16 protein-coding genes are annotated in these 26,350 nt (G+C 59.5%); 7 read left to right on the top strand and 9 right to left on the bottom strand.

Annotated elements, in window-relative coordinates; all coding sequences use genetic code 11:
- Positions 1-136: 136 nt before the first annotated feature.
- Positions 137-1,204 carry an FUSC family protein gene (locus tag BLQ12_RS17990; protein WP_175469914.1) on the bottom strand — a complete coding sequence of 356 codons (1,068 nt, stop codon included), beginning with the start codon at positions 1,202-1,204 and terminating at the stop codon, positions 137-139.
- 690 nt (positions 1,205-1,894) lie between these two features.
- Between BLQ12_RS17990 and BLQ12_RS17985 the strand changes: the two genes are divergently transcribed.
- Positions 1,895-3,469: an MBL fold metallo-hydrolase RNA specificity domain-containing protein gene (locus BLQ12_RS17985; RefSeq protein ID WP_092212618.1), complete on the top strand. Its 1,575-nt coding sequence runs from the start codon at positions 1,895-1,897 to the stop codon at positions 3,467-3,469.
- 586 nt (positions 3,470-4,055) lie between these two features.
- On the opposite strand, the gene BLQ12_RS17980 is transcribed toward BLQ12_RS17985, so the two are convergent.
- From BLQ12_RS17980 to gcvT, 3 genes are all read right to left on the bottom strand, one after another.
- The gene (locus BLQ12_RS17980) at positions 4,056-7,673 is read right to left on the bottom strand and encodes a proline dehydrogenase family protein (protein ID WP_092212616.1); all 3,618 of its coding nucleotides are present in this window, start codon (positions 7,671-7,673) and stop codon (positions 4,056-4,058) included.
- 308 nt (positions 7,674-7,981) lie between these two features.
- Complete coding sequence (locus BLQ12_RS17975; protein WP_092212614.1) at positions 7,982-8,716, bottom strand: FadR/GntR family transcriptional regulator; 735 nt, start codon at positions 8,714-8,716, stop codon at positions 7,982-7,984.
- Between the two features lie 808 nt (positions 8,717-9,524).
- Complete coding sequence (gene gcvT, locus BLQ12_RS17970; RefSeq protein WP_092212612.1) at positions 9,525-12,173, bottom strand: glycine cleavage system aminomethyltransferase GcvT; 2,649 nt, start codon at positions 12,171-12,173, stop codon at positions 9,525-9,527.
- A 348-nt stretch (positions 12,174-12,521) separates the two neighbouring features.
- On the opposite strand from gcvT, the gene tpx reads away from it, so the two are divergent.
- The 3 genes from tpx to BLQ12_RS17955 all read left to right on the top strand — a co-directional run bounded on the left by tpx (position 12,522) and on the right by BLQ12_RS17955 (position 15,018).
- Positions 12,522-13,022: a thiol peroxidase gene (tpx, locus tag BLQ12_RS17965; protein WP_092212610.1), complete on the top strand. Its 501-nt coding sequence runs from the start codon at positions 12,522-12,524 to the stop codon at positions 13,020-13,022.
- A gap of 97 nt (positions 13,023-13,119) precedes the next feature.
- Positions 13,120-13,896: an exodeoxyribonuclease III gene (locus tag BLQ12_RS17960; protein ID WP_092212642.1), complete on the top strand. Its 777-nt coding sequence runs from the start codon at positions 13,120-13,122 to the stop codon at positions 13,894-13,896.
- 207 nt (positions 13,897-14,103) lie between these two features.
- Positions 14,104-15,018, top strand: coding sequence for an HD-GYP domain-containing protein (locus BLQ12_RS17955; protein ID WP_175469913.1), 915 nt, complete (start codon positions 14,104-14,106; stop codon positions 15,016-15,018).
- A 19-nt stretch (positions 15,019-15,037) separates the two neighbouring features.
- Here the strand turns inward: BLQ12_RS17955 and BLQ12_RS17950 are convergent, their stop codons facing one another.
- Entirely contained in the window at positions 15,038-15,886 is an 849-nt protein-coding gene (locus BLQ12_RS17950) for a mechanosensitive ion channel family protein (RefSeq protein WP_092212606.1), read from the bottom strand.
- 166 nt (positions 15,887-16,052) lie between these two features.
- Entirely contained in the window at positions 16,053-17,066 is a 1,014-nt protein-coding gene (locus BLQ12_RS17945; RefSeq protein ID WP_092212604.1) for a YhdH/YhfP family quinone oxidoreductase, read from the bottom strand.
- Positions 17,067-17,567: 501 nt separating this feature from the next.
- Between BLQ12_RS17945 and BLQ12_RS17940 the strand changes: the two genes are divergently transcribed.
- The 3 genes from BLQ12_RS17940 (at position 17,568) to BLQ12_RS17930 (ending at position 21,057) form a co-directional block, all read left to right on the top strand.
- Positions 17,568-18,491 carry an MBL fold metallo-hydrolase gene (locus tag BLQ12_RS17940; protein ID WP_217640345.1) on the top strand — a complete coding sequence of 308 codons (924 nt, stop codon included), beginning with the start codon at positions 17,568-17,570 and terminating at the stop codon, positions 18,489-18,491.
- Between the two features lie 35 nt (positions 18,492-18,526).
- Positions 18,527-19,132 carry a hypothetical protein gene (locus BLQ12_RS17935; RefSeq protein WP_092212602.1) on the top strand — a complete coding sequence of 202 codons (606 nt, stop codon included), beginning with the start codon at positions 18,527-18,529 and terminating at the stop codon, positions 19,130-19,132.
- Positions 19,133-19,215: 83 nt separating this feature from the next.
- Positions 19,216-21,057: a methyl-accepting chemotaxis protein gene (locus BLQ12_RS17930; protein ID WP_139164021.1), complete on the top strand. Its 1,842-nt coding sequence runs from the start codon at positions 19,216-19,218 to the stop codon at positions 21,055-21,057.
- Positions 21,058-21,393: 336 nt separating this feature from the next.
- Here the strand turns inward: BLQ12_RS17930 and BLQ12_RS17925 are convergent, their stop codons facing one another.
- The 3 genes from BLQ12_RS17925 to BLQ12_RS17910 form a co-directional block, all read right to left on the bottom strand.
- A complete protein-coding gene (locus BLQ12_RS17925; RefSeq protein ID WP_092212598.1) occupies positions 21,394-22,251 on the bottom strand; it encodes a YitT family protein in 858 nt (285 codons plus the stop codon).
- An 877-nt stretch (positions 22,252-23,128) separates the two neighbouring features.
- The gene (gene pntB, locus BLQ12_RS17915) at positions 23,129-24,517 is read right to left on the bottom strand and encodes a Re/Si-specific NAD(P)(+) transhydrogenase subunit beta (protein ID WP_092212594.1); all 1,389 of its coding nucleotides are present in this window, start codon (positions 24,515-24,517) and stop codon (positions 23,129-23,131) included.
- Entirely contained in the window at positions 24,510-26,084 is a 1,575-nt protein-coding gene (locus tag BLQ12_RS17910) for a Re/Si-specific NAD(P)(+) transhydrogenase subunit alpha (RefSeq protein ID WP_092212592.1), read from the bottom strand. The genes pntB and BLQ12_RS17910 overlap by 8 nt, the downstream gene beginning before the upstream one ends.
- Positions 26,085-26,350 lie beyond the last annotated feature (266 nt).

Here is a 26,350-nt window from a genome sequence, read left to right as displayed (position 1 = left end):
GTGAATTTTTACTTTAAATGCGGATGTGATTTGACCCGAGGAACGAGGGGCAAAACGCTTCCGCAACCTGCTTTCAAGGTGGCACACCTTGCCGCCGGAGGCTGTTTTTTTTGAGCTGAATAGTTACTCTGTTCTTTTATTTTTTTCCCACACCCTTGCCGTTCCCCATGCCCCGGATAAGGTCTTGTGCCAGGGCTTTCAAGGCGCTGTAGAATTCGTAGAACCCGGCCAGGATATCAAGGTCGAACCGAAAGGTGGCCCCCTGCTTGCGCAAGTCAAGCAGGCGGGCGTCACAGGCGGAGAGAGCGCCTTGAAGGTCCCGGCAGTCCACGGGCTCATCCGTGTCCCGCATCCGGGTAAGGGTCACGGCACAGGCCTCGGCCAGGTCCAGGATCTCGTTTTCCATGTGGAACCGCTCTTTGAGAAGGGCCTCCTTTTCCAGGGCGTGGGCCATGACGGCAAGGTGGTCCGCGGTTCTTTCAAGGCCGTTGATGACCGATTCGAGGGTATCTCCCCGCTTCCTGCGCACGAAGAGAAACTCGTGATGGGTGATGCCGGAGAGGGTCTCCCGGTTTTTCCGGATCTCGGCGGAGAGGGCCTGCATCCCGTGAAACGGCGGGGAGGCCACCCCGTGGACAAAGGCGGCCGTGAGCTCCCTGCAGAGGTCTGCTGCCTGCCCTTTCTGGTTATTCAGCCGCTCGCTCAGGTGCTTTTCCAGGCGCTCCGGAAAGACAAGGACCGACACGAGAAAGGCGGTGCCCACCCCCAGGGTAATCTCCATGACCCGCCAGAGGGCATAGACAATCCGCTCGTCCATGGGGGAGCCGAAGCTGCCCACAAAAACCACGGAGACGGTGATGGCGGCCATGCGGAACCGGGGACTGTACCGGGTCATGAACCCACAGAACCCCAGGGTCAGGGCAATGGCAGCGTCGTTCCACAGATCCCCCGGAGGAAAGGCCCAGATGGAAAAAATGCCGATGGCCGCCCCCATGGCCGTTCCGAAGAAGCGGTAAAGGCACATCCTCACGGAGTCGGCCACATAGACCTGCATGACAATCACCGTGGAGATGACCGCCCAGTAGCCGTAGGGAAGGCCCAAGGCCCGGCTCGCCTCATAGGCGATGAGGGAAGCAAGACCGGTCTTCAGGCCGTGCCGCAGGTGGGCGGCGGGGATACGTTTAAAAAGGGATGATGTGTTCATGATGTGGGGATCACTTTTCTTGTGGGTCATGGGCGCCGGATCGGCCCGGCCTCGGGCGGGTCAATTCGTATTGTCGATATACCGTCCGGGGCCTGTTTGTCAAATCTTTCAAAAGTTTGAGGGCAACGATTCAGCATAGGTGCCTCCTATGGCCAACGTGAGGAAAAAAATGCGCCTCCGGCGGCAAGGTGTGCCACCTTGAAAGCAAGCTGCAAATGCGCTTTCCCCTTCGTTCCTCAGGGAAAATCACATTCGCTATTAGTTCAGATTAAACTGACCTTTTTTTAAGGCCTGTTTATCAAACGTTTCAAAAGCTTGGCCGCCGGAGGCATCTTTAGTCGGGGCGAGGTGCGCCTGTATGGTTATTTACGTCCGCCAACCTAAGGGCTGCAACGGCTGTCCCCGCAGCCCGAGGGTGCTTTTTTTCTTTATCGGCGCAGGGTTCGTTGACACCCCGCCCCCCCTGCCATATGTTTAAAAATCACACGGAACCCGGATCACTGAGTGCAACGGCATTCAGCGTCAAATGACTCATCGGGCAAAAATAAAGATGTGAGGGGTCTGCCGCCACCTGAAAGAAGCACCCCACGGCTCGTGCCACCCGGCCCCCTGCCTCGACGCCCTTATTGTCTGTGTTCCCGCCACATCCCATGCCGCTCCGGCATCTATCCGGGGTGAAAGGAGTCTTCCATGCATGTCACGTTCTACGGTGCCATTCGCGAAGTCACCGGGTCCATGCACCAGCTCGAAGCCGGAAAAGACCGTATCCTTCTGGACTGCGGGCTCTTCCAGGGCAGACGCAAAGAAACCGAAGCCAAAAACCGCGTCTTTCCCGTGGACCCCGAACTCATCACCAACATGATCCTTTCCCACGCCCACATCGACCACTCCGGGCGTATCCCCCTGCTGGTCAAAGGGGGCTTCAACGGCCGCGTCATCACCACCCGCACCACGGCCGATGCCTGCTCCTACCTGCTGCGGGACTCCGCCCACATCCAGGAGTCCGACGCCCTTTACCTCAACTACAAAACCGTCCGGGGCCACCTCTACAACCTGGCCAACGGAAAAAACCACCTCACCAACCGGGAGCGTTCCGAGATCACCAAGCTCCTCAAGCACAACGGCCTGCGCCTCAACAAGGAGGCCATCGCAGGACTCCTGGACAAGCACAACCTCAACAGCGTGGAGCCCCTGTACACCATGGCCGATGCCGAGGCAGCCCTCACCGCCTTTGACGGCTACCCCTACAACACCCCGGTGACCATCGGCAAAGGCATGACCGTCACCTTTTACGAGGCCGGGCACATCCTGGGATCGGCCCTGTGCCTCCTCTCCTTCCGGGAGCGGGGACGGCGCTTCAACGTCATCTACACCGGGGACATCGGGCGCTTCGGTCGGCCCATCCTGAAAAATCCCACCCTCCGCTTCCCCGAAAACCTGGGGCCCATCGACCTGATGATCATGGAGAGCACCTACGGCGCCCGCCACCACGAGCCCACCGAAGAGCTCAAGGACCGGCTGGCCGAAGTCATCAACGACACCTACGACCGAAAAGGCGTGGTGGTCATCCCCGCCTTTGCCTTCGGCAGAACCCAGGACGTGGTCTACATCATCCACGAACTCCTCAACGAAGGGCGCATCCCCAAGCTCCCCGTGTTCGTGGATTCCCCCCTGGCCGGAAACCTCACCCGGGTCTTTGCCGAGCACCCGGAGGTCTACGACAAGGAGACCCACCGCACCTTCCTGGAAAAAGGGATGAACCCCTTCGAGTTCAAGGGGCTCTCCTACATCAGCACCGTGGCCGAATCCATGGAGTGCATGAAGTCCACCACCCCCCACATCATCATCTCCTCTTCGGGCATGTGTGAAGCGGGCCGCATCCTGCACCACCTGCGGTATCGGGTCCACAACCCCAACAACACCATCGTCATTGTGGGGTACATGGCCCAGCACACCCTGGGACGCCGCATCATGGAGCTGGGCTGGGACTACAAGCAAAACGACCGCAAGGGCAAGCCCCCCGTGGTCAAGATCCTCGGCAAGGAGTATCCCCTCAAGGCCGACGTCGTAAAAATCGGCGGATTCTCCGCCCACGCCGACCGCGAAGAGATGCACACCTTCCTCAAAAAATCGAACCTTCAGGTGAAAAACATCGCCGTGGTCCACGGGGAAGAAGAACAATCCAAAGCGTTTGCCGCCTTTCTCAAGGAAAAAGGCCTCAACGCCTTTGTGCCCAAACGGGGACAGACCATCACCATGGAGTGATGCGGGAAGGGAGAAGCGTGCCTTCTATGGTTAAAGTGCATGAAAGAAAGCCTCCGGCGGCAAGGTGTGCCACCTTGAAAGCAGGTTGCGAATGCGCTTTCCCCCTCGTCCCTCGGGGAAAATCACATTCGCCTTTGATTTAGATTGGCCTGAATCTATTTTTAAAGACCTGTTTATGAAGCCCGTCTTTAATCAGGCAAACGTTTAGCTCTCGGCAGAGCCGCCGGAGGCATCTTTAACCGGGGAACCTCATTCATCACAAGGGCATGAACGACGGGTGTTTCCCTGCCAATTCACGGGTTACCCTTCACGCAAAAGCCCCACCTGCAGGCCTGCAGGTGGGGCTTTTGTATGCTTTATTTTTGTACCGTCCCTTAAAAATCAAACGAACCAACAGAACCCCGAATGCTGTTTACTGAAAGAATGAAACAGGAATCTCCTGCAGAGACGGTTGCAGGACATCCCCCTTCGCGCGAATGCGTTGAAAACGCAGGCATAACGACGGCTTCCATGCATTCGCATTTGGGTTTCAAGGTGCCTCCACCTTGCCGCCGGAGGCACGCTTTTTTCTCTTTTTTTCTATCTGTTACAACAGCCCCCGTTCTCCCAGATTGCCGTAGCGGTGGTAGTTGTCGCAGATGCTCTGTTCCCGGACGTACTGGAGGAGTTCCACGCGCCCTTCGGCCAGGACCCGGGTCCTGGCGATGTAGAAGCCGGTCTCGGCGGCTTTGGCCAGAAGGGTGTCGGGAACCCGGTCCGGTGCGGCAAAGCGGATGCGGTCTGCGGTTTGAAGGTATGCGGCAAGGGAGGCCTCCCCTTCCTTGACAACGGCAACGTCGCGCAGGAGTCGGGTTCCGTCGGCACTGTCGATGAAAGCCCCCACCGTCTCGGAAAGCCCCGGGACAAGGCTCAAGGTCACCTGGTTGCCTGTGACAAGGGCTGACGTGCACATGGTAAGGACGTCTGCAAGGGAGTCTTCGGCTGTGGCGCGCACCACCACATGCCCCACGGGCAGGTAGCGCACGATGTTGTCCTGGCCGCGAAGGCGGAAATGGTCGGTCTCGTGCTGAAACTCCGCCTCATACCAACCCATGCAGCTGAAGGCGGACCGGACAAAACGGGCAATCTCCGGCCCGGTCTCCCCCAGGCCTCCCCAGGCGGCCTTGGCCTCCAGATCCTGGCAGCAGCGGAAAAGATGGGTCTCCTGCTGCACCGGCAAAAAGACGGGGGCCGGGGTCTCTTCCAGGGCCATGAACTGACTGACGTAGTTGGGGCTGCCTGCCTTGATGCCGGAACCGATGGCGGACTTGCCCATGCCCCCGAAGGGCTGGCGCAGGACGATGGCTCCGGTGGTGCCTCGATTGATGTAGAGGTTCCCGGCCTTGATGCTGTTTTTCCAGAGGGCCTGCTCTCGGTCGTCCAGGCTCTCAATGCCCGAGGTGAGGCCGAAACCGGTCTGGTTCACCAGGCTGATGGCGTGTTCCAGGTTGTCGGCCTTCATGACCCCCAGCACGGGCCCGAAAAATTCGGTCATGTGGGTGTAGCTGCCGGGCTTGACGTTGTACTTGACGCCCGGGCTCCAAAGGTAGGGATTGTCCCCCACCTGGGCGGGTTTCAGCGCCCACTCCTCCCCGGGCTCCAGCTCGGTGAGGCCCCGCTTCAGGTCCCCTGAGGGCGGGTTCACCAGGGTTCCCATGCTGTTCTTGTACTCCCAGGCCGACCCCACGTACCAGCTCCGGGCCGCATCCACCAGCTGCTGGCGGAACTGGGCGTCTTCGTACACGTCCTTTTCCAGGATCAGCAGGGAGGTGGCCGAGCACTTCTGGCCGGTGTTGCCGAAGGCCGAATGGATGACGTTCTTGATGGCCTGGTCCCTGTCGGACATGGAGGTAACGATGGTGGCGTTCTTGCCCCCGGTCTCGGCGGAGAGGGCCAGGGTGGGTTTTGCCTTGAGAAGGGCCAGGCCGGTGTCTGTACCGCCGGTAAGGATCACGTAATCCACCCGATCGTCCGTGGCCAGCTTCTGGCCGGTGGTGGCCCCGGAACAGGGCATAAACTGCAGCACCTTTTTGGATACCCCGGCGCGCCAGAAGCAGTTGCAGAGAATCCAGGCGGGCAGCACCGCGTCGGAGGCGGGCTTGAAGATCACCGTGTTGCCGGCGGCAAGGGAAGCGGAGATGCCGCCGCAGGGAATGGCGATGGGAAAGTTCCAGGGAGAGATGACAAGGCCCACGCCCTTGCCCGTTGCGGTAACGCCCTCCAGACCGGCGAGCTTGCGGGCGCTCAAGGGGTAGAACTCCACAAAATCGATGGCCTCGGAGACCTCCACGTCCGCCTCGGTGATGAGCTTGCCCGTGGCCGCTGCTGCCGCGCCCATGAGATCACCGCGGGCCTTGCGGATCTCCACGGCCACCCGGCAGAGGACCTCATGACGTCCTTCCCAGCCCAGGGACCGCCACCCGTCGGGGTCGGTAACAGCCGTCTCCAAGGCCTCTTCTGCATCGGCATCATCGGCCAGGGCGTAGCGGGCACTGACGATGTTCTCCTTTTTCTTGCCGCTGAACTGGGAAGGGTCGACGCCTTCCCGGATTTTCTTGCCGTCAAAACGCTCTTCGCCCGCCACCACCACGGGAACCTCGTGGGGGGCTTTGTCCGCGGTGGGCATCCAGGCGTCCCGGATGCCTTCGGCCCAGGCCCGGTTTCCGGAAAGGGCCCAGTCGGTGTCTGCCTCGTTGACAAACCGGCCCGTGGCATGGCTTCCCCCGTCAAACCCATCCCAGGATTCCGTGCTGCGGTCCTGGACGCGGTTGGAGGTTTTGGATGCCGTCTCCCGCAGTTCAAGGGAGGCCTTGAATCCCTTTTCAAGAAACGTCCACTCCCTGGAGCCGGGCTTCAGGTCGTTGGCATACCGCAGGAAATTCTCAGGTGCCGTGTTCTCGTCCAGGCGGCGGATCAGGTAGGCGATGGCGTTGATGAACTGCTCTTTCCCAGCCACCGGCGCGTAGAGGAGCACATCCCCTGTGGTCTCCAAAATGGCCCGGCGCACATGGTCGGCCATGCCTTCGAGCATCTCGAAGCCGAAGTACTCGGTGACCTGGTTCTCCTTGGCCATGGCATAGGCAAAGGCAAGTTCGAAGAGGTTGTGGGAGGCGATACCCAGGCGCACGGCCTTTATGTTCTCGGGCTCCATGGCGTACTCGGCCATGCGCTTGTAGTTGGCGTCCACGAAGGGCTTGTTGTCAAAGGGGGCCAGGGGCCAGTTGTGAAGGGCCGACTCCACCTGCTCCATCTCCATGTTGGCGCCCTTGACGATACGCAGCTTGATGGGGGCCCCGCCGGCTGCCACGCGCTCTTTGGCCCACTCGGTGAGCCTGCGCTGCATGGCCCAGGAGTCCGGCAGGTAAGCCTGGAGCACGATGCCCGCGGCGTGGTTTTTCAGCTCTTCCTGCTCCAGGGTCTCCATGAAGGCCCGGGCCGTGAGCTCCAAGTCCCGGTACTCCTCCATATCCAGGTTCACGAACTTTTTCACCGTGGTGCCGTCTTTGCGGGTGTAGGTGTGGTTCTCGGCCGTGGTAAAAAGCACAGTGAGGCGTTTTTTCAGCTCGGCCACGGTGTCGTCCATGGCCAACGAGGAGATCTGGGAGTAGATGGTGGAAATTTTCACCGAAATGTATTCGATGTCCGGGCTGGAGAGATCCCGCACGTAGGCCTCCAGCCGATGGGCGGCTTCCTCTTCCCCCAGCACGGCCTCGCCGATGTGGTTGATGTTCATGCGCACCCCTTCCTCTTTGCGCATGGCAAGGTGCGCCTTGAAGGGCTCTTCCTCACCGGGAACCACGGCCCGGCTGCTCTGCTTTCGGATCTGCTCCACCATCTGGGGCACGGCAAGCCAGGGGAGGTGACGCCCCACCCCCATGAAAAGCATCATCAGCGACTTTTCAAGGGGCCCCATGAACTTGGGAATCCCCTTCTCCTTCAGGAGGGTGTAGACCCGGTCCGCCACCTTGGGAGTCAGGCTCGACCGAAAACTCTCGTCGATCATACGCGTGAGGATCACCTTGTCCATGGGGTGGGTGAGAAGCCGCTTCATCATCTTCTGGATCTTCTTCTCATCCGGGGTCAACAACTCGTTGGCGCGGGTCTGCCACTGCTCGGCCAACGCCACCGCCTCTTGAACCAGTCTCGCTTCTGTCTGCTTTTCCATGAGCCTTCCTTCCTATGTCATATAAATCACAATCTATCTTTTATGGTTAACATGCATAATAAAAACCTTCGGCGGCCAGGGGGCAGTCCCCTGGCCGGAGTTGTTCCGATTAAACCCAAGCGAATCCCCAATGCCCTTCATCGTCTTTCCTGAAAAATGAAACGGGCCTCTCCGGCAAAACCGGTTACCACATGGAACACATCACGCGAATGCCCCGAGAGCGATTGCATCATGACTGCCTCCATGCATTCGCCATAGGGTTTCAAGGTGCCCCCACCTTGACGGGCGCAGCCCGTAAGCGAATGCGATCACCCCGAGGTACGAGGAGTGGGAGTATTCGCGAGCCTTGTCATGTGGCGATCGAATTTGACCACGTGACTGCTCATGAGGGCGGCGGCGCGGACGCCGTTGCCGTCTTTGACGGCGTGAAAGAGATCGACGAGGTCCTGGTGGTTCTCATCGAGGATCTCTTTTTTCCGCGCCAGATAGGCCTCGTAGTACTCATGGATGTTTTCGTGGACGGCCTTCTGGACCAGGGAGAAGAGCCGGTTGCGGGCGATGCGGGCCAGCTCCTGGTGGAACCTGCCGTCGGCGGCGATGAAGGCGTCCCAGTCGTAGTGATCCTCCAGATGGACCCGGGTCTCTTCGAGGATCCCGGCAAGGGAGGCCAGGTCCTCGTCGGTGCGGCGCTGGGCGGCCAATGAGGCGATGTCGGCCTCCACCGAGCTTCGAAACTCCTGCAGGTTTTCAAAGGGGATCTCTTTTCGGCGCACCATGAGCGAAAGGCTCTCCAGCATGGGCTCGGTGGATGCCTGCTTGACGATGGCGCCGCCATGGACGCCCAGGCGAATCTCAATGAGCCCTTTCTGCTCCAGGACGCGCAGGGCTTCTCTCAGGGTGCCCCGGCTGATGTTGAAGGTCTCTTTAAGCTCCCGCTCGGAGGGCAGCTTCTCACCGGGCTTGATGCGCCCGTCAAGGATGGCTTCCTGGATCTGATCCACCACGTCCTGGAAAATGCGACTCTGCTTTGCTTTCTCAAACATATATATTTTTAGCGGCTCCCTGGCCGGAAATCGGTTCGCGGGTCAACAAAACAGCGCCCGTCCAGCTCTTTGCTCCAGGGCGATGACAGCCCCTGGAAGGCGAGGCAACGGGCGCAGGGGGTTAAATGGTTAAACCATTAGATACGCCACACACCGCGCGTTGTCAAGAAAACCAACCACCTGAAAAAGCAGCCCATCCACAATCAAGCACCCCATGGAGCGGAGACATGAAACTTTCAACCCCGGGCAGCTTCCCCTCGAAACCTAACGATCCAGCCTTAGATGATGGCGTGTACATTTTTGCCTTCTATAGTTAAAGACCGGTGAACCACAGAGTCACAGAGGGCTTAGAGAAAAACCCAAAAGATGCCTCCGGCGGCAAGGTGTGCCACCTTGAAAGCAGGTTGCGAATGCGCTTTCCCCTTCGTTCCTCAGGGAAAATCACATTCGCCATTGGTTCAGATTAAACCGAGTCTGTTTTTAAAACCTGTTTATTAAACCCGTCGTTATAAGATCAGACAAAAGTTTGGCCCCCGTCAGGGCCGCCGGAGGCATCTTTAACCGGGCTGCCTTCTATGGTTAAAGTGGGCAGGGAAAACCTGCCTCCGGCGGCCAGGGGATGATCCCCTATACCCCAGGTTGCGAAAGCCCTCCCCCTTCGTTCCTCAGGGTGAGGGCTTCCGCGAAGGTTTCTGTTAAATTGAGCAAAACCTGTTTATCAAACTTTTCAAAAGTTTGGCCCCCGGCAGGGCCGCCGGAGGCATTTTTAACCTGTCGACCTCCTGAGGCAGGGCGCATCACCTGAGACTCAGATCAATTGATGCAACCGCTCCAGGAGGCCGTCGAACTCCTCATGTCTGAAGCAGTAGCGCATCTGCCTGAACCGGCCCCTGAAGGCCGCCACCTCGTCCCTGACGTTCTTCCCGTTGATGAGAACATCTGCCATGAGCTCGGCCAGGGCGGAAAAGTCCTCTTTTTCCATTCCGAAGCGGGTCATCTCCTGGACCCCGGTGCGCAGGGCGCCGGAGGCGGTAAACCCCTCCTCTTCCGGGGCGGCCTGGTAGTTCACCAGGATGTTGTTCTCTTCCAGGTGCCGGGCAGCTTCCGGGCCTTTGGCGTAGCCCACCTTGATGATCACCTGGTGGGTCTCGGTGTAGCCCGCGGCCGGGTCTCCGGCCACCTCCAGGCCGCAATCGGCAAGAGCCCGGGCAAAAGACCGGGCATTTTCCAACACCTTTTTCTGGTAGGTCTGTTTAAAGGCGTTCATCTCCATGGCTGCAGCGCAGAGGCCGAGGAGAGTTCCCAGGTGGTGGTTGCTCACGCTACCCGGAAAAGTGCGCCGGGTGATGGCCTCCCACAGGGAGAACCGCGGATCGTCTTCGGCCATGTCGGCAGTGATCACCCCGCGCTGGGGGCCGAAAAAAGTTTTGTGGGTGGAGCCGGTGACAAGATCGGCCCCTTCGGCAAAGGGCTCCTGGAACCAGGGGCCCACAAGGCCCAGGACGTGGGCCATGTCGTACATGAGAACGGCGTCAAGGCCCAGCTCGTCCACCATGGCCCGAATCTCACGCACCGGCTCTTTGTGGAGGACCATGCTCTTGCCGAAAATAATCAGCTCCGGCTTTTCGGTTTCCAGAAGCCACCTGCAGGCATCCACATCCACCTTGTAGGGGTTGTCGGCAAGAACGGGAAAATGGACCACCGCCGGCTTTTCGGTTCGGGGGTCCCGGGCGATAAAATCCCTTAAGGCCCCCATGGGCTGGGCGCTCAGGTGGCCCCCTTTGATGATATGATGATTCATGACCCGGCGCATGCGGCGCGGCTCGGCTTTGCGATCCGCGCGATTAAGGTGATCCACCATGGCGCTGAAGACCGCGGTGTTGGCCATCTGCCCGGAGATCACCCGGGTTTCCGCCTGGGAGCATCCCATGAAGGCCCGCATCTCCCCTTCGAGCTGCGCCTCCACCCGGGCGATGAAGTCGGTGCCCTGGTAATAAAAGACCTCCGCATCTTTTAGAGCGGCCACTTTTTTATGTTCAGCGTAGCGTCCTGCCGGGTCCATGACGGAGAGGAGCTTGACCATGGGAGAGACCGACTGCTCCGAGGGGATCAGGTTGATGCAGGCCCCCTGACGCCAGTCGGTGTTGTCCGCGGCCTCTGCCATCAAGGCCCGGATCTTCCGGGGCGCCTCGCCCACGTCATCCTGTGCGTCGTCCCCCTTGAGCGTATCCGGCGCGATGGGCCGGGCGTATGGCGGGGCATCGCTTCGCATGTGGCAAGGCACGAGGACGGCATCGATCCTCTTGCCCCGGATCTCCACCTCAAGGGCCGCCCCCTCCCGCAGGTCGCTGTCCACCATGGCGATGCAGATGGCCCGTCGGCCCTTCTCCCCGGTAAAACGCGTGCGGATCCCCTCGCCGTCCATCACCCAGTAGGGAACCATGGTCCCGCTGCTCACATAGCCCACAGGGGCACCGCGCCTGAAGACCCGGCAGCCCTGGCGTGCGATGCCCTTTCCCGTAAGGGCCAGGGGCTGTGCCATGCGGGGCAGATCGCCCTGAAGGGACGTATCACCTGCCACGATGCGGGAAAACGCCTGCTGTTGACGCGTCAGGGCTTCCCGCCCCACAAAATCTCCCTTAAGGGGGCTCAGGCTCACGGCAAACCGGGCCAGGGGACAGGCAAACACGGGAATCTCTCCCCCGTCGGGGTCCGGTCCCAGCTCGTGGCCGTACAGGGGCAGGCCCGCTTCCAGGCGCAGGGTGTCCCGCGCCCCCAGGCCAACGGGTTCGGCCCCCGCCTCCAGGAGCATCGTCCAGAGGGTCTCGGCATGGGCCGTGTCGCAGAAAAGCTCAAAGCACAGGGGCTCGCCCGTATACCCTGTGCGGGCAAGCTGGACGGGCACCCCCTTTAGCGTCACCTCGGAAAGGGCGTTTCGCATGGGCTCGGGCACGTCGCCCTCTTCCAGCAGGCCGGTAAGAAGGGTTTTGGAGGAGGGCCCCTGGAGGCTCAGCATGGCCCGGTCAAAGGTGGCGTCATGCAGGGAAACATCCCGAAACGGCTCCAGGTGGGTCTGGAAATGATGCCAGTCCCTGGTTCGGTTTGCGGCGTTGACCACCAAAAGATAGGAGTCCTGTTCAAACCGGTAGAGGTAGGCATCGTCCACGGCCCCGCCCCCTGGGGTGGGGATCATGGTGTACTGGGCTTCCCCCACGGAAAGGGCGGCGGCGTTGTTGGTGAGGACATGCTGGAGAAAGCGTAAGGCATCGTCTCCGCCGATGACAAACCGTCCCATGTGGGAGACATCGAAGAGACCGGCCCCTTTTCGCGTGGCCAGGTGCTCAGCCACGATGCCTGGGGGGTACTCAAGGGGCATCTCCCAGCCCCCGAAGGCGACAAGCCGGGCTCCGGCCTGCCGGTGGCAGGAAAAAAACGGCGTGCGATGAAGTTCCGTCATGGGCGCCTCCTCTGTCATGGGCCTGTGTCAAGGCTCTGGAAAAAAAGGGATGCATGTTGGATGGATGGGCCATTGTATCATCGCGATCCCTTAAAAGGAAACATCGGAATGTCATCGGCCCTTGGGGAGACACCCTGATGCATATCCGTCTCACGAATCGATTGTTCCTCCCCCTTGCCCTGAAAGCCGAAGAGCTGGTATAATCCCCTAAATCAAGAGAATCCCTTCATTTTTTATCTTTCCATATGGGCTTCGCGACTTCGGCATACATCTTGTATTGAATCATTCCAACACACGAATTGTCCTGCTATCGGCATCACAACGCCCCAACCCCCAAGGAGACAGAGAATGGCAGAGATCATGATAGGCGGCACCCCCGCCAACACCACAGGCAACCTTCCCGATGTCGGTTCCAAAGCGCCGGGGTTCACCCTCACCAAGACCGACCTCTCGGATGTGAGCCTGCCAGACCTGGCGGGCAAGCGGATTGTCCTGAATATCTTCCCCAGCATCGACACCCCGGTTTGCTCCGCGTCGGTGCGACGATTCAACCAGGTGGCCGCCTCCCTGACCAACACCCAGGTCCTGAGTGTCTCCGCCGACCTCCCCTTTGCCCACAAGCGGTTCTGCGAAACCGAAGGCATCGACGGGGTCATCCCGGTCTCGGAGCTTCGCACCCGGGGCTTCGGGGATGCCTACGGCGTCCGTATTGCCGAAGGCCCCCTGCAGGGGCTCCTTGCCCGGGCCGTTGTGGTCCTTGACGAAGAGGGAACGGTCCTCTATTCATCCTTTGCAAAGGACCTGAAGGAAGAACCCCCCTACGAAGATATCCTGGCCGCCCTGGCCTGAAACGGCACCTTGCCCTCAACCGGCGGCCCGTTATAGTCGAGGGGCCGCCGTCAACCGATGACTGAGTTGCGAAAGGAAGATGATGGGAGCAGAGGAAGTGCGACTGGTATCATGGAATGTCAACGGCCTCAGGGCCGTGTGGAAAAAAGATTTTCTGGAGTCCATGGAGAGACTCGGGGCCGATGTGCTCATGGTCCAGGAGACCAAACTCCAGGAACCCCAGCTCACCCCGGAGATGACGGCCGTTAACGACTCAAAGGCCCACTGGTCGTTCTCCACCGTAAAAAAAGGATACAGCGGCGTGGGAGCCTGGACAAAAACCGACCCCGCCGCTGTGCGCCACGGCATCGGGATGCCTGAGTTTGATGATGAAGGGCGGATCCTGGAACTGGAGTACGACAAGTTCACCCTCTTTAACGTCTATTTTCCCAACGGCCAGCAGAGCGATGAGCGCCTGGACTACAAGCTCCGGTTTTATGACGCGTTTTTCGCCTACGCCAACGCCCTCAAGGACAAGGGACGGCCTGTGGTCATCTGCGGTGACGTCAACACAGCCCACAACGAGATCGACCTCAGGCACCCCAAGGCCAACGCCAAGCGCTCCGGGTTCCTCCCCGTTGAGCGGGAGTGGCTCGATCGTATCCTCTCCATGGGCTACGTGGACACCTTCCGCCACCTCTACCCGGAGGAGGAGAAGTACTCGTGGTGGTCCTACCGGTTCAACGCCAGAAAGAGCAATGCGGGGTGGCGCATCGACTACTTTTACGTGAGCCGGGACATCCTGGACAACGGCTGGATCAAAGGTGCCTGGATCGACAACGACACCTTCGGGTCGGACCATTGCCCCATCGGCCTCGACCTTGTGATCCCCTGATAAAACGCGACACGGCCACCCCACGGGTGGCCATCGTTGTGCCCCCTGCCCCCCGCTGCCGGCCGTTCCGCCCTCTTTTTTTAAGGGAAGTCATAAAGGTTCCTGCCCATGCAGCCGATATCAACATCCAGAAAACATGCGGCCCACTGGGGGAGGTCGCCTTGTGTTGTTTCTGATGCTATTTCTTTCTAAGGCGTGATGTGGGGTATGGGGGACTTTATTCAGGTCAAGGAGAGCCAGGTTCATTATTATTGTTCCGTGCCTCTCTACTGCAAGGCAGACAGCGGCGACTTCGTGCTGTACAAGCCCAAGGGCAAGCGAATCAACTTCACCGAAGACGCCCGGACCCGCCCCACCCAGACCTATATCCACAAGCGTGACAGCCAGACCGCCGTCACCGAGCTGCAGAAGAGTTTCAACACCCACCTGCGGCAGAGCCTCACCCCGGGGGGACTCACCAAGGTCAAGTCCATCCTCTGCGACATTGTCTCGGAAGCCATGTCCAAGCCGTCGGAGACCTCCCTTGCCCAGCTCCCCGAAACCATCGACATCGTCTTTGACGGGTACGGAAAAAACTCCCAGATCCTCAAGCAGCTGGCCGAGAGCTCCACGGTGGACCGGTCCATCATGGATCACTCCATCAACACCATGGCCATCACCATGCTCTACTGTACCCACTGCAACTTCTCCCCCGACGAGGCCAGGCAGCTGGCCCTTGCCGCCCTTCTCCACGACATCGGAAAAACCCGCCTGGACCCCAACATCGTCATCACCAACCGCAAGCTCACGGACAAAGAGTTCGAGGAGTACAAAGCCCACTCCGCCATCGGCCACGACATCATCAAAGAGACAGCCTCCTTTGACTTTTCCATCTCACGGGCCATTTTAGAGCACCACGAACGCCTGGACGGCAGCGGGTACCCCAGGGGCATCGCCCACATCGGGTTCGAAGCCCAGCTCATCGGCCTCATCGACAGCTACGAGAACCTCACCCACCGGGAAAAAACCTACCGCAAAATAAAAAGCCCCTTTGATACCCTGAACCTCATCAAGCACGAGGTCGTCACCAAAGGGACCTTTGATAAAACCCTGTTCAAGGAGCTGTGCACCTGCCTGGCGTAAGGGAGCCCGGGGCAGGCGGTTAACTTCCGGCAGCCCCTCCGGTCAGGGCGCTCAGGCCCTCCCCGGGCATGTTCAGGTGCAGGTCACGCTGGGGAAAGGGAATGGAGATACCCTTGGCGTCAAAACTCTTCTTGATGGCCTCATGGAGGGCGAACCAGGTGCTCCAGTAGTCCGAGGTTTTCACCCAGGGCCGCACCACAAAATTCACGCTGCTCTCCCCCAGCTCGCTCACCGCGATGGTGGGGGCAGGGCTCTCAAGCACCGCGGGCTCATTGGCCAGAACCTCCTCCAGAACCTTTCTCACCTCATCCAGGTTATCCCCGTACCCGACCCCTGCCACCAGATCCACCCGGCGAATATCTTCTGCCGTGTGATTGATAATGATGCCGCCGGTGACCTGGCCGTTGGGAATAATAATCCGCTTGTTGTCCACACTCTTAATGACGGTGCTGAACAGCCCGATCTCCTTCACCGTGCCCTGGGTGCCCCCGGCCTCCACAAAGTGCCCCACCTTAAAGGGGGTAAAAATCACCAGGAGCACACCGGAGGCAAAGTTGGCCAAAGAGCCCTGAAGGGCCAGGCCCACGGCAAGACCTGCGGCACCGAGCACCGCGATAAAAGAGGTGGTCTGCATCCCCAGCTTGCCCAGGGCGGCGATGATCACAAAGGCCATGAGGCCCACGTACACCACGCTGCTGACAAAGGCGATGAGGGTCGGCTCCACCTTTCCCTTGACCATGACGTTGCGAAGAAGTCGCCGGACAATGCCTGCGGCAATGCGCCCCAGCACGAGAATCACCAGGGCCGCAACCACTTTTAATCCGTAAAACGCAAGCCACTCCTGAAGTTTCAGCACAATGGGTTCCATGAATCCTCCTTGGATTGGTAAATGATGGTGTGATGACCTTAACGATGAATGAAACGGATCTGCATGCCGGAAAGAACAGCGCTGGAGGCAGGCGGCACAACAAAGGGGATAGATATGACGGGGCAAGACACGGGGTGGGGCCCCGAAGGGCCCCGGTCAAAAAAGATCAGGGAAGGTGGACAACGCTTCGTCCGGTGCGTTCTCCCTTGAGCATGCGCTCGATCTGGGCATCGAGCTCTTCCAGGCCGTTATAGCTTTCCACCACCGCCTCAAGGTTGTCCGGCTTCCAGGCGTCGGCCAGATGGGCCCAGACGGCCTCGCGTTCTTCCATGGGGCAGGTGGCCGAATCGATGCCGCACAGGGAGACTCCCCGCAGGATAAAGGGGTAAATGGAGGATGTAAGCTCATCGGAGCGAACGTTTCCGCAGCAGGTCACCACCCCCCGGTGCATAGTGTTTTTGATGGCCGTGGAGAGCACATCCCCCCCCACGGCATCCACCACACCGGCCCAGAGCTTGCCCCCCAAGGCCCTGCCGCTTGTGTCCACGGCCTGGTCCAGGGGAACCACCTGGTCCACCCCGATGGAGGAGAGGTACACGGCCTTCTCCTCCCGGCCGCCGACGGCCGCCACAACAAAGCCAAGCTTTTTAAGGATCCCCACAGCAAGGCTCCCGACGCCTCCGGACGCACCCGTCACAAGCACCGTGCCCATCTCCGGGGTCACCCCATGGTCAAGGAGGCGCTTGATCGAAAGCCCCGCCGTAAACCCGGCGGTCCCCAGCATCATGGCCTCCTTGCGGGTCAGGCCCGCGGGGAGTTTCACCACCCAGGCCTCAGGCACCCGAATGTATTCGGCAAACCCTCCGGCGGTATTCATGCCCAGGTCATAGCCTGTCACGATGACCTTGTCCCCTTTGTGAAAGCCCTCGCTGGTGCATTCGGCCACAATCCCTGCGGCATCGATACCCGGTGTGTGGGGGTAGTGCCGGGTCACCCCGGGATTCCCCATGGCCGACAGGCAGTCCTTCCAGTTAAGGGAAGAAAACCCCACCCGGATCAGAACGTCCCCGGGGGGCAACTCCTTAACGGACAGGGTCTCGATGCGTCGTACAAAGGTCCCCTCCTCTTCAGAGACGACCATCGCATGATAGGTCACGTTCTCCCAACTCGCATGTTCCATGGCTCACCTCCGTTTTGTATGCATATCCAAGTGAGATGACACACATATTGTACGACGGAAAGCCCAAAATGTCATTGAGGAATCCACGTCACCGACGGTTTCCTTCCCCTTGAAGGAACCACTGCCCGAATTGGCTTACTTTGCTCCCTCACAGATCACATAAAGCTTCATCACAAGAGAAAAAAAGAGCCATCCTTCCGAGACCTGACCAGCAAAGCTTACAGAAACGAGGCCACATCGCGCCTGCGGGATCGCCACGGTAACCTTTTAAGTTCACTCCGCATCCCCACACACACCGCTATTCCCTTCACCGCAGCCCGTCAAAAGAACGCCAATACCTTCCATTTTCCTCTAAAGAAATCCCAGGATCTTCCGAACTAATTTCTATTCAACCCAGCCATAGAATCAAACCCGAATTTGGCCCAGAAAACAGCACGTCGATACCAGGAGGCACTGGCCTCCCGGATAAACATGTGCCATACAACGTCAAGGAGTAAAGACATGCGGAATTATCTCAGAAACAAGATCATCGTTTCTATCCTGACAGCCCTCCTGGTTATGCTGACCGCAGTTACCGGAGCCTTTGCCGACACCCCCTTGAAGATCTCCGTCCTGTGCGACGACAAGGCCGCAGCAGAAGGGTTTGCAACGGAACACGGCGTCTCCATCTTCATCGAGCTGCCCAACGGCCACCACTGGCTCCTGGACACCGGGACCACCAACATCTACCTTGAAAACGCCGAGCACATGGGCATCAGCCTGGATAACCTCTCCGGCATCGCCATCAGCCACGGCCACGACGACCACACCGGCGGCCTCACCTTCTACCCCAGCCTCAAAGGGGCTCCCCCGGTCTACGGGCACCCCTACATCTGGCACAAGCAGTACGGGGTCAAAAAAAATGCCCCGGTCCGCATCTGCGGCATGCCGTACCTGGCACGAAAATACACCCAGGCCACCTTCAAGCCCGTCAACAACGTCACCAAGCTGGACGAGGGCTTCTACTTTTTCACGGATGTTCCCCGGGAGACGGACAGCTACCAGCCGATTCAGGGTAAATTTTTCAACGAAGACGGCACCGGCCCCTGCCCCATCATCGACGACGCCACCCTGGCCATCAAGACCCCCGAGGGCATTGTTGCCATCTTCGGGTGCGGCCATGCCGGCTACATCAACATCCTCAAGGCAATCAAGAAAAAATTTCCCAATGAAAAAATCCTCTCCGTGGTGGGCGGCCTCCACTTGAAGAAAGCGTCCCCTGAGGTGCTGAAAAAAGCCGTGGCCTACACCGACACCGTGAAAGCCAAAGGGTTCACCTTCTACGGCGGCCACTGCACCGGAGAAAACGCCATCGCCCATTTCCGCAAGGTCTATGGAGACAAAGTGGTCAAGCCCCTGGGCGCAGGCCGAGTTATCGAATATTGATCCAACCATTGCTAATCATGAAAGGAGCCCCCCCGATGAAGAAACTCATTGCAACCCTTGTCATCGCCCTTTTCCTGGGCCTTCCCGGCATCTGCGCCGCCAACCCCGCCGTTGAAGCGATGCTGGCCAAGGTCGCCAAGGACATCGACGCCTCACCCAAGGGGTCCGCCGACTTAAAGGCCTTTACCAAGACGACCCTGATCCCCTTGTGCGTGACCAAAGAGCTCGTGGATGCGGCCAAGGCGAGCAACGCCAAAGGCCTCTCCCTTGCCGACATCCAGAAAATCGACGAAGAGTGGCAGGAGGCCGAAGAGGAGCTCCCCATCATGGAAGAGCTCCTGACCAACGACTGCGGCAAAGCACTCCAGGCCCTTGCCAACCGGACTCCGGCCATGGCCAAGGGCTTTGCCTTCGACAACCAGGGCGCAACGGTGGGGTCCCACAGAACCCCCAACGATTACTGGCAGGGAGATGAAGGCAAATACAAGCACACCGTCAAGGAGCAGAGCATCGAGGTCGGTCCCGTGAAATTCGACAAGGCTGAGAACACGCAGCTCCAGCACGTCGCCCTTCCCCTCATCGATGGGGACGGCACCGTGGTGGGCGGTGTCCTCGTAGGTGTTTTCCTCGACAAACTTTAAAGACCAGGGTCGCCCGGAACGGTTCGCCGTAACGGGCGGCCCACCAGTGTTTGCACCGGGAGATTTTTCAGGAGAAAAATGACGTGAGCTTAAATCGAAAATGCATCCTCATCATCGGCATCCCCGTGTTTTCCCTGTTTCTGCTGATCGGCCTCGGCAGGTGGGCCTTGGGGACGTTGTCGGATGATCTCAACGACATCGTAACCAACCAGTTCTCAGGGCTCATCGAAAAACAGATCCTGCCCCTCATCACCGATGACATGCTGCCCCTGATCAACACGGACATTCCCCAGCTCCAGGAACTCCAGGCAAGCATCAAGGCCATGATGGAGGCGGACCGGGACATCACCCAGGCCGCCATTGCTGAAAAAATGTCCCTGGTGGCCAGCGAGCCCGGGGAGATCAAGGCGGCCCAGGAGGCAAGCCGGCTCAGCATCGAGGAGACCCGGGCCAACATGGAGAAAGCCTCCGCCAAGTTCGACACCGAGGAGACCCAGGCCCTTTACTCCCGATTTACGGAACGCTTCGACCACTGGAAGGCAAAGAGCCAGCGGGTCTTCGTACTGGCCAACACCCCGGGAAAGCTCCGTTTCGCACGAAAAGCCAGCGACACCGGCTCCGCCTTCAAGGCCTTCACCGAGGTTCGGGGCACCATCGGTGAGCTCCAGGCCATCCAGGAAAACCGGATCCAACAGGCCATCGCCCGCATCGATAGCAAAAAGACCCACATCAACAATCAGGAACACCTCATCGAATCCAACAGGCGCCAGGTCTTTGCCATCGGTACCACCACCCGGAAAAACGCCTCCCGCATGACCCGCCTCTTTTTCGCCATCGGCCTGCTCTCTGCGGCCGTTGCCTTGGGGGTCGCCTGGTATGTGGCCCGACTCATCACCGGTCCCGTCAACCGCGTGGTGGATGGCCTCCGGGACATCGCCGAAGGGGACGGGGACCTGACCACCCGCCTTGAGGTCACCAGCCGCGACGAGGTGGGGGAGCTCTCCCGGTGGTTCAACACCTTCATCGGGCAGCTTCAGGACATGATCCGGCAGATCAACGGCAACGCCGGTACCCTTTTGTCGGCGTCAAGCGGGCTCTCCGGCCTCTCCCATGAGATGTCCACGGATACCGAAGCCATGTCCGGCAAGTCCACCACCGTGGCAGGCGCCGCCGATGAAATGAGCACGCATTTCACCGCCATTGCAGCCACCATGGAGCAGACCGCAGCCAATATCGCCATGATCGCCGCAGCCACCGAGGAGATGACAGGCTCCCTGGGGGAGATCGCCCGGAACTCCGAAGAGGCGAGCCAGGCCACCGGCATGGCCGTCACCCAGGCCAACAGCGCCTCCACCCAGGTGGAAGAGCTGGGGACCTCCGCCGAAGAGATCGGCAAGGTGGTGGAGACCATCACCGACATCTCCGAACAGACCAAGCTCCTGGCCCTGAACGCCACCATCGAGGCCGCACGGGCCGGAGACGCGGGCAAAGGCTTTGCCGTGGTGGCCTCGGAGATCAAGGAGCTTGCCGAACTCACGGCACGGGCCACCCAGGAGATCCGCGAAAAAATCGAAACAAACCAGAGATCGGCCGCCGGTACCGTCCGCGACATCAACGAGATCAACACCTCCATCCACAACGTCAACGAGATGGTGGGAGCCATCGCCGCAGCCGTGGAGGAGCAGTCCGCCACCACCCGGGAGATCGCCGAAAACGTCAACCAGGCGGCCCAGGGGGTGGACGACGTCAACACCAACATCGCCCAGAACGCCACCGTTGCAGGTGAAATCGCAACGGACATCTCCGAGGTCAACCAGCTCATCGGAGAGGTCGCCACCCGCAGCGCGCGCGTCAACACCGGCACCGCAGACCAGACCCGCTCCGCCGAGGAGCTCAAATTGTTGGTGGGGAAATTCAGGGTGTAACGTAACTGTTCAGCGTATGCCTCCGGCGGCCCTGCCGGGGGCTAAACGTTTTAAAAGTTTAACAAACAGGTCATAAAAAAATATTTGAGTGAATGCCGTTTTAAAGGCGGATGTGATTTGACCCGAGGAACGAGGGGCAAAGCGCATCCGCTACCTGCTTTCAAGGTGGCACACCTTGCCGCCGGAGGCTGCTTTTTGAAGCTGAATGGTTACGTGTAAAAAACCAAAAAGGGCGGCGGGCCAAGGGCCCGCCGCCCATATACAAAACCCTCAAGGACCGTCGCCGTGTTACGGGCGGCGTTCTTTTCGGGTGTCTCTGATTGTCTCTCTCCTGCCTTAGTAGACCTTCCGCTTGGAAAAATTGGCACCGATGACGCTGAAGGTGTTCTCCACGATGAAGAGGGCCTCCTCGTCTTTGGTGAAGACGATCTCTTCCAGGCGCTTGAGCTGGATGTTGTTGATCACGGTCATGAGGATCTTTTTGTCGCGGCCGGTGTAGGCACCCTGTCCGTTTAAAAAGGTGGTGCTGATTTTGAGCTTGTCGATGATCTCCTTGGAGATGCACTCCGGCTTATCCGTGACCACCAGGACCATCTTCCTCTGGTTGAACATGGACAGGGCATAGTCGATGCTGACGGAGGTGACAAACACCGAGATGATGGAGGCGATGACCAGGTCCGTGTTCATGGTGGCAAAGCTGAAGCTGTAAAGCACCACGTTGAAAATCATGAAAAACTTACCGAGCCCGATATTGAACTTCTGGTAGAGAATGACCGCGATGATATCCAGGCCGCCGTTGGAGCCGATGGACCGCAGCACGATGCCGGAGCCGATGCCCACCAGCACCCCGCAGGTCACCGCCGCATACAGCTGATTTACAATCCCCAGATCCACCTGGATCAGGTTGTAGCTCACCGATGAGACCACCATGGCCAGAAAGCTGTAGGCCAGAAAGCGCCCGCTGATGAACAGTTTGCCCACAATAAACATGGGAATGTTCAGCAGGGCGAAGATGATCCCGGGATTCATCCAGTCCGACAGGTAGTAAAGATAAAAGGCGAGACCGAAGAGCCCTCCGGGCACGAAGCTGTGCGGATCGGCAATGCCTTTCAGCCCGATCACATAGATCAGGGTCCCGAAAACAATGAGAAAACAGTTCCAGAAAACGGAGTAGGTGAAATCTTTCTTGAGCATGGCTGAACCTCCAGACGCACCGGATCCTGCAGGCCATGCAAGGGAAGACGCGATAAACATCACGCCAACACTGCCGGATCCCTAAAAAGGTGAGTCAATTTTCAAAAATCAGATCAACTTATCAATGGATAATCGGGCGGTTCGAGCTGTGGGAGCCACCCTGTCGGATAACGGCGTAACATGCACGGAATAGGCGCTCCGCACGGGCAAAAGGATATCAAGGAAAACACCGTAATCCAAAGGGATATGGACCACGGCACCCACACAACGTGAGGCGCTTTATGGCAGAGCAAAAAACGCGTGTCAAGACATTTTACCCCGTCTGTTTCACTTTTTTTTACCGTGAAATCCCGAGCTCTTTTTTTGCTGTATTTTAAATGACATGCAAAAGTTCCCTCCCGCCTTATTTCTTGTTTTGTTCAAGAGGAACAGTCAAAAAAAAGGGGACGGCCCAAAAAGGGCCGGGGATTGTGTCACGGGAAGAAAAGGGGCGACAGGGCCTTGGCAAACGCAAAAAAGGGGATCGGCCACATCAGGCCGAGCCCCTTTTTTTACATAACGCAGGTAACTATTCAGCTCCAGAAAAAGCCTTCTATGGTTAAAGTTCGGATGAACCGCAGGGCAAGAGGGCTCAGGAAAAACAAAAACAATGCCTCCGGCGGCGAGGTGTGCCACCTCGAAAGCAGGTTGCGAATGCGCTTTCCCCTTCGTTCCTCAGGGAAAATCACATTCGCCTTTGATTAAATTGAACTAAGCCTGTTTTTTAAAAGCTGTTTATTAAAACCGTCTTTCATACGATCAGGCAAAAATTTAGCCCCCGGCAGGGCCGCCGGAGGCATCTTTAACTTGGCTGCCTCCGGCGGACCTTGAAAGCAGGTTACACCGCCGCCAGCAACCCTGTGATGCTCTCTTTGGCGTCGCCGAAGAGCATGCGGGTGTTCTCCTTGAAGAAGAGGGGGTTTTCCACCCCTGCGTAGCCGGTGGCCATGCTGCGTTTCAGGACCACCACGGTGTCGGCGTTCCACACCTCAAGGACAGGCATACCGGCGATGGGGCTGTTGGGGTCTTCCAGGGCCGAGGGGTTGACGATGTCGTTGGCCCCGATGACCAGAACGGCATCGGTGTCCCCTAAGTCGTCGTTGATCTCATCCATCTCCAGCACGATATCGTAGGGCACCCGGGCCTCGGCCAGAAGCACGTTCATGTGGCCGGGCATGCGCCCTGCCACCGGGTGGATGGCAAAACGGACGTTCACCCCGTCTTTTTTCAGGCGCTCGGTGAGCTCAAAGACCGGGTGCTGGGCCTGGGCCACGGCCATGCCGTAGCCGGGAACGATCACCACGTTTTTGGCATGTTTAAGAAGGGACGCGGTCTCCTCCAGGCTGGTGGCGATGGCTTCTCCCTGCTGGCCCCCTTCCACCACGGTGCCCCCGGAGGTACCGAAGCCCCCCAGGATCACATTGGCCAGGCTCCGGTTCATGGCCTTGCACATGATATAGGAGAGGATGGCCCCGCTGGATCCCACCAGGGCCCCTGCGATGATGAGCAGGTCGTTGCCCAGCATGAACCCTGTGGCTGCCGCGGCCCAGCCCGAGTAGGAGTTGAGCATGGAGATGACCACGGGCATGTCCGCCCCGCCGATGGCCATGACCATGTGCCAGCCCAGGCCAAAGGCGATAAGGGTCATGACGATGAGCCCGAACAGGGGATATCCCATGCCCTGGGCCCCCACAAAGAGAACGCCGATGCCGAGGGTGACACCGATGGCGGCCAGGTTGATGAGATGCCGGAAGGGCAGAAGCAGCGGACGGCTGCCGATGGTGCCCCGGAGCTTGCCGAAGGCCACCACGGACCCCGTAAAGGTCACGGCCCCGATGAAAACCCCAAGGAAAACCTCCACCTCGTGGATGGTCTTCTCGATGCCCGCATAGTGCATCTCTGGATCCAGGTACCCGGCGATGCCCACCAGCACGGCGGCCATGCCCACAAAGCTGTGGAGGATCGCCACCAGCTCGGGCATCTGTGTCATCTGGACCTTCCTGGAGACCATGACGCCGATGGCGCCGCCGATGCCCATGGTCACGATGATAAGGGCGTAGCCCGTCACCTCGCTGCCGAGGACGGTGGCCACAAGGGCGATGGCCATGCCGAGGATGCCGTAGAGGTTGCCGCGTCGGGCCGTCTCCTGGTTGCTCAGGCCCCCCAAGGAGAGAATAAAGAGAACGCCTGCCGCAATGTAGGCTGTGGTGATGAGGCCGCTACTCATGATCGCCTCCTTTCCTGAACATCTTCAGCATGCGCTGGGTCACGAGAAAGCCTCCGAACACGTTGATGGTGGCAATAAGGACAGCAAGGGCCGCCAGAAAGGTTTTCAGGCTGAAAAAGGGCCCGGAGATCTGCAGGAGCGCCCCGATGACAATGATGCCGCTGATGGCATTGGTGACGCTCATGAGGGGGGTGTGAAGGGAAGGAGTGACATTCCAGATCACCATGTACCCCACAAAGCAGGCCAGGACGAACACCGTCATGTGCTGCAAAAACGCCTGGGGCACCACGCGCCCCATCTCGTAAAGGAGAAATCCGCCCACGGCAAGCAGAAGAAAGGGCATCACCTGGGGCGACCAGCGAGCCCAGGTTTTACGGAGGGCGCCCGCCTCGGGGACCTGGGCCTTTTCCGCTTCCTTCGGGGCCTGGGGCCCGGGACTCGACGCCTTGGGGGCGGGGGGCGGCCAGGTCACCTCTCCGTCACACGTCACCATCATGCCCCGCACCACCTCGTCCTCCATGTCATAGACCGCCTCCCCGCCTTTATCCGGGGTGAGGTTGTCCAGAAGATGGGTAAGGTTGGTGGCGTACAGGCGGCTTGCCTGGTTGGCCAGCCGACTCACCATGTCCGTGTATCCGATAAGGGTAACGCCCTCTTTGACCACGGCCGCACCGGGCTCGGTGAGCTCACAGTTGCCCCCCTGCTCCGCGGCCAGGTCCACGATGACGCTGCCCGGCTTCATGGAAGCCACCATCTCTTTGGTGATGAGGACAGGGGCTTTTTTCCCCGGGATCATGGCGGTGGTGACAATGATATCCACCTCCTTGGCCTGCTCGGTAAACAGGGCCATCTCCGCCTTGATAAAGGCCTCGCTCATCACCTTGGCGTACCCGCCGGTACCGCCGCCTTCCTCGTCCACGTCCAGCATGAGAAAGGAAGCCCCCATGCTCTCCACCTGCTCTTTCACCTCCGGGCGGGTGTCAAAGGCGCGAACCACGGCGCCAAGGCCCCCTGCGGTGCCGATGGCCGACAGCCCGGCCACCCCGGCCCCGATGACAAGGACCGTTGCAGGCGGGACCTTGCCCGCCGCGGTCACCTGGCCGGTAAAAAAACGGCCGAAGGCACCGGCGGCTTCCACCACCGCCCGGTACCCGGCGATGTTGGCCATGGAGCTCAGGGCGTCGAGCTTCTGGGCCCGGGTGATGCGCGGCACCTGCTCCATGGCAAGGGACGTGATCTGCCGGGTTTTGAGCAGTTCAAGCAGCTCGGGGTTCACGGCGGGCTGCACAAAAGAGACCAGGGCGGCCCCTTCTTTCATCTGCTCTGCTTCGGAAAGGGACGGGGGCCGGACCTTCAGGACCATGTCCGAGGCGGTCCATACCGTCTGTGCGTCTGCCACCGCCGCACCGGCGGCTTCATACGCGCCGTCCAAAAAGCCGGCGGCCTCTCCGGCCCCGGCTTCCACGGACACGCCGTACCCCAGGCGGATCAGGGTCTTCACGCTCTCCGGCGTCGCAGCCACCCGTTTCTCGTCGTCGTGGGTCTCTCTGGGAATACCAATGTTCACAGGTTCTCTCCTCTTTTTCCAGGTATACGATAGGGCGTTGATGCCCTTTGAGGATATCTGAGGGAATCACAGGCCCGGGCCCGCCGACGGGACGGCATCGTGGAAGGGTTCTTCCGGCCACACTCGGGGAATACCGGCGATGGGGTCGACCATACGGGCAAGGCGGGGAGCAAGCCGCTCAGAGCAACCCCGCGGCCACATGGTGGCCAGGGGGTTCACGGACACAATATGGGGACGGATCTCAATTTTTCAATGGTGAAATAGTG

Origin of the sequence: Desulfoluna spongiiphila, assembly GCF_900101345.1 — a bacterium.
GTDB lineage: Bacteria > Desulfobacterota > Desulfobacteria > Desulfobacterales > Desulfolunaceae > Desulfoluna > Desulfoluna spongiiphila.
This window is presented reverse-complemented; position numbering and strand designations above follow the sequence as displayed.